This window comes from Rahnella sp. ChDrAdgB13, from assembly GCF_017655185.1.
Classification (GTDB): Bacteria; Pseudomonadota; Gammaproteobacteria; order Enterobacterales; family Enterobacteriaceae; genus Rahnella; species Rahnella contaminans.
In genome coordinates this window covers 1-4,263 of sequence record NZ_JAEMGT010000142.1, presented here as the reverse complement: position 1 = coordinate 4,263, position 4,263 = coordinate 1, and the positions used below count along the sequence as shown (strand labels likewise).

General features: G+C 51.6%; 8 protein-coding genes. All 8 read right to left on the bottom strand.

Annotated elements, in window-relative coordinates; genetic code table 11:
- Positions 1-66 precede the first annotated feature (66 nt).
- A complete protein-coding gene (locus J8X26_RS25010; RefSeq protein ID WP_208952303.1) occupies positions 67-417 on the bottom strand; it encodes a Gp49 family protein in 351 nt (116 codons plus the stop codon).
- Between the two features lie 63 nt (positions 418-480).
- Entirely contained in the window at positions 481-636 is a 156-nt protein-coding gene (locus tag J8X26_RS25005; RefSeq protein ID WP_208952302.1) for a hypothetical protein, read from the bottom strand.
- 80 nt (positions 637-716) lie between these two features.
- Complete coding sequence (locus J8X26_RS25000) at positions 717-1,268, bottom strand: DUF2514 family protein (RefSeq protein ID WP_374101308.1); 552 nt, start codon at positions 1,266-1,268, stop codon at positions 717-719.
- Complete coding sequence (locus J8X26_RS24995; RefSeq protein ID WP_208952300.1) at positions 1,268-1,702, bottom strand: lysozyme; 435 nt, start codon at positions 1,700-1,702, stop codon at positions 1,268-1,270. Before J8X26_RS24995 ends, J8X26_RS25000 begins: the two co-directional genes overlap by 1 nt.
- A 19-nt stretch (positions 1,703-1,721) precedes the next feature.
- Positions 1,722-2,009, bottom strand: coding sequence for a phage holin family protein (locus J8X26_RS24990; RefSeq protein ID WP_208952299.1), 288 nt, complete (start codon positions 2,007-2,009; stop codon positions 1,722-1,724).
- Complete coding sequence (locus J8X26_RS24985; RefSeq protein ID WP_208952298.1) at positions 1,996-2,376, bottom strand: phage holin family protein; 381 nt, start codon at positions 2,374-2,376, stop codon at positions 1,996-1,998. Before J8X26_RS24985 ends, J8X26_RS24990 begins: the two co-directional genes overlap by 14 nt.
- A gap of 527 nt (positions 2,377-2,903) precedes the next feature.
- Entirely contained in the window at positions 2,904-3,302 is a 399-nt protein-coding gene (locus tag J8X26_RS24980; protein ID WP_013575113.1) for an antiterminator Q family protein, read from the bottom strand.
- 14 nt (positions 3,303-3,316) lie between these two features.
- The coding region (locus J8X26_RS24975) for a DUF968 domain-containing protein (protein WP_208952297.1) at positions 3,317-4,263 on the bottom strand (947 nt) is incomplete at its 5' end.

The window sequence follows — 4,263 nt, the reverse complement described above, 5'->3', positions numbered from 1 at the left end:
TAGGATAAATAAGTTTGAATAGTTTCGTCATTATCACAGGCACTCAGTGAATGCCTGCTGTAATGCCTACTCGCTGAGTCGCTGCTTAAGAAGGTAGCCTTCAAGCGGCCAAATCTTTTGCACTGCATTTGCACGCGCAATTTTTTGACCAATTTCTGGGTCAAAGTTTTCAGGGCTGGCGCACGCACTTTCGCCCGTAACGGTGAAGCCGTTCTTCAGCTTCAATACACAGAAAGTCAGCAGGGCCAGTTCTGGATGCTCGCGAACAACAATATCTGCCTGCGGGTGAGTAGATACCCCGTCAGCTGCAGTAAAATAGAGTTCGCCAACAATGATGCTTTCGATGTGGTCAGGGGTTACGCGCGGCGCTGTTTTGCCTTTGGCCTGGATTTCCTTCTCGATATCTTTGTCGCTCATTGATTTTTCCTGTCAGTTAATTTTGTAACGATTCTGGGCTTCAGCGGCATCACTCTGTAGGGATCAGACCAGCTTTTTCGCCAGATCTACCAGGTCGTCAAACACTGCATGAGTCTGCGCGCCAGCAGCGGCGACCAACTCTTTCAGCTTCGCCAGTACAGCATCACTGTTGTTAACGACAGGCTGTTCAACTACTTCGTCATTTAATGGTTCTGACATGTTTTGTTCCTCAGTTTGTTGAGTTTCGGCGGATGCCGGTTTGAAATGCTTTTGAATAACCGCCAATAGCCACTTAATCATTACGGGTTGGCCTTCTGGTTCGTCACTTTGTCGTAGGTGTGTTCGCAGGACTGGCCGGCGACATAAATTTTGTCAGCTTCAGTTGCGTACTTTCCCGCCATTTCGTCAGATTCGCTGAGCAACTGGGCAAGCAGAATGCTGGCCTCGGTTCTTGCCGAGCTTGCTGCGGCAGTGGCGGAAAGGCGGCCGGTTTCACTTCCTGCGAGTTGCCGCTGTAAGGTGTCGAGTTGTTTGCGCAGCCCGGCACCAGCACGATCAGCATCAGCGGCATCAGACCGAGCTTTAGCCAGTTCTTCTTCAGCATGCTTTTGTTCCTCATTGGCGGCCAACTGGCGGCGCTGTTCTTCGGCTCTTTCCTGCCCTTCACGCTTCAGCGTTGCATCAGCGTCGGCGGTGTCACGGCTCGACCACTTCAATTGCCATGCTTGATCTGCTGCATCGTGTCCTGCCGTGTAACGCCAGTGGCTGAAAGCCCATAACGAAGAAGCCACCAGAGCGATTAGCACCAGTGGCTTCCATTGTTTTTTCAACAGCGCGATCGCGGCATCTATCATGATAAGAAAAGCTCACGTTCGGCGGCGCGGCGCTTGGTAAGTCCATTTAGCACGCGACCGGCGGCTTTAATCCATCTCGGGAATTCGTCCGCAGCACCAACATAATCACCGGCGTTTAATTTCTTGATCAGGGTCGAACTGGTGAAGTTCTTCGAACCGACATTGAAAATAAACGATACCAAGGCATCAAACTGATTCTGGGTCAGCGAGACTTTCACGTTTGTCCCGATCGACAGTTCCGGCACTTTCACATCATCACGCAGAAACTGTTCAGCCTGAGGCTGTGTTATCACATCACCGCGTTTAACGTTGTGCGTGTGCCCGATGCCAATTGTCCACGGCACGCCACCGGTTCCCGGATCTGGGTACGCAGTCAGCACACAGCTTTCGAAGCGCTTTATCAGCGCAAAGCCTTTATCACTGGTTTGCATGATGTTCTCTCTGGAAGAGTTACTGCGGGATACGCAGGACTTTGATGATTTTTGCCACGTTGCCGCGCACGGCGAATATCGCAATGCAGATAACGAGGTTCAGTAGGAGGATGGCCCAGCGCGTGCCGTCATAATGGTCGAACAGAAAACGCAGCGGGACATGGCCGTAAATCAGGATCAGCAGGTAGGCCAGCCACGACGCCCAGCGGCGATGTGTGGCCCCATTCTTTCGAAAGAAGCTCAGCCGGATAACCACCAACGTACACACCACCACGTTCAGGATTACCAGCGGGTCATTTATTACCACTTTGCCCCCTCCACCGATCAATCAGTGATGTTGGGTTCTTTGCCCGGTTGCTGGCGAAAGTAAGCAACTGCACAGCCAGTGCGGAGATAATCACCGCGCCCAAGGCATCCAATGGTTTATCGCTGTAGTCCAAATATTTCGCTAACTTAGCGCCTGCCACCCCCGCGCCGAAGATACCAGCGAGGAATGAAACGGTGAAATATGACACCTTTCGCCAGTTGCTCAGGTCAGCAGCCGAGGTGACATAAAAAACAGCGCCAGCAAAAGCGCCAAAAACCACACCGTAATCTAAGCCTGCGAACCAGCCGAAAAGACCAGCACCCGCCAGTGTGCCTGTCACGGTGAGTGTTGATACCGGCTCGGACATTGATAAACCCCTTATCGCTGTTGGTGTCCTCACAACCGAATTGAGGGCATAAAAAAAGCCGCTTTAGCGGCTTGTTATTGGTCAGACTTTTTTGAGAAAAGAAGACGTATTTTTTTGAACAATTTCATGACCAATGATGGTTTCCTTTTGGGACGCCATGTATTTCTTGACCATTTTTTAGCCTGTTCAAGAGTTAGCCCTGATTTAACGAGTGCTTTCACACTCCTCTTCTCTTCTACCCGATTTGTTATCTCTGTTAAGAGAAACATGAATATCGGAAAGATAAGTTTAAAAATCGCCAGAAAAAAAATGATTCCGGTCAAAGCAGCATAATGGTCGTAGATGCCGATAAAGAAGGATTTCATTGAATCTATCATTGGTCACCATTTGTTGTTTTTTATGCAACCAATGATACCAGATAACAAAAAACCCCGCCGGAGCGAGGTTTTGAAATTGTCTAAGCTTTGTGACTACGTGACCACTCTTAACAGGTTACAAGAGTTTTTGCGTAGCGCACTAGAACTATTTTAAGCGACTTTCGCGACTCGGATTTTCTGGGTGTAGGCGTCCATTTCCAGCACCGCGCCGGTCATCGCCAGGCAACCATCAACGAAGCCTTCAGCCACCTGCAACTGCTGGCGTATCAGGCCTTCACTCACCTTATACATCTTCGCTATTTTCCGTTTCGACAGACCAAAGCGGTAATGCAGCATGATTAGCGTTACCTCTTCCGGCTTACGGACGGCAGCCAGACGCCCTACCGCGGCATCAACAATCAGACCATCATCATCACAGCAGGATTCCACCTTGCTGGACTCAGTCGGCAGCAGGCCTTTGAAGCCCGCCGCGATTGGTGACCAGCTCACGCCGGAATTATCGCGAGCCCACACGCCGTAACGAGCCAGTACCAGTTGAATATCACGCATTATTCTCTCCACACTTATTTTTGCTTGCCGGTAGCGATAACACCCATCGCCAGCGCACGTTCTTGGGTCTTCAATACCAGTTCAGCCTGGCTCCCGTGTTCCTCTTCCCACTTCGATGTATTGGCATGAAGCGCGTCATGGCACCGCCTGCACAGCGGGATCACATGAAAGTCGCTGGCCTTAATACCCATCCCACCAAAGCCGCTGCCTATAATGTGGTGAGGATCATCAGCCTGCTCGCCGCAACCGCAACAGGGCTGAGTTTTAACCCACCGTGTATAGGCTGGCGCTGAAAATTTTCTGGCTTTCGGTAAACGCATAAATGTTTCTGGTGTCTCCGGGTCAATCACCAGCGCCAGCACTGGTTTGATGTTGTTGGCCAGCACATCGGAAGGATGTCTTTCCCACGGATCAACATCAGCTTCTTTCCGCTGGCCGCCCGGCGGTTTGTATTTCATCCCCAGCGCTGCGCAGATAATTTCTTCCGGCAGCAGGTGAACCAGCCCTTTCGAAACAGCCCACCAGCACAGCTCCCCCAGAGTCAGGTGACGCCCTTCCGGTAAGTTATTCCTGTGGCGTATTGCCTCGGTCACGAATTCAGCGGCGTTCACCAGCGCGGTAGCATCCAGTTTTGCCGATTCCTTTTCCCGAAACTCGTTGTCATGCGCCCAGCACAGGCAGACCACGCCACGCCCGCGAGGCACCTGCACCAGCTCATGGTGATGAAACTCCCCGTTGTAGTCCGGACACTGGCACACGCGGTGGCGCTTCACCCATAGAGTGAGCGCATTCATACCGCCGACACTGGAAATAACCGCCGGAGAGGATAGAAAATCAGCCAGACGTGGATCCTGCGAAAGTGACTGCGCTTCAGCCGGTACCAGACCGTCAGGAAAAGTATGCAGGTCGGCGGGCGCGTCTGTGATCAGCAGGCGTTTACTGCTGAAAAACTTCACCATGT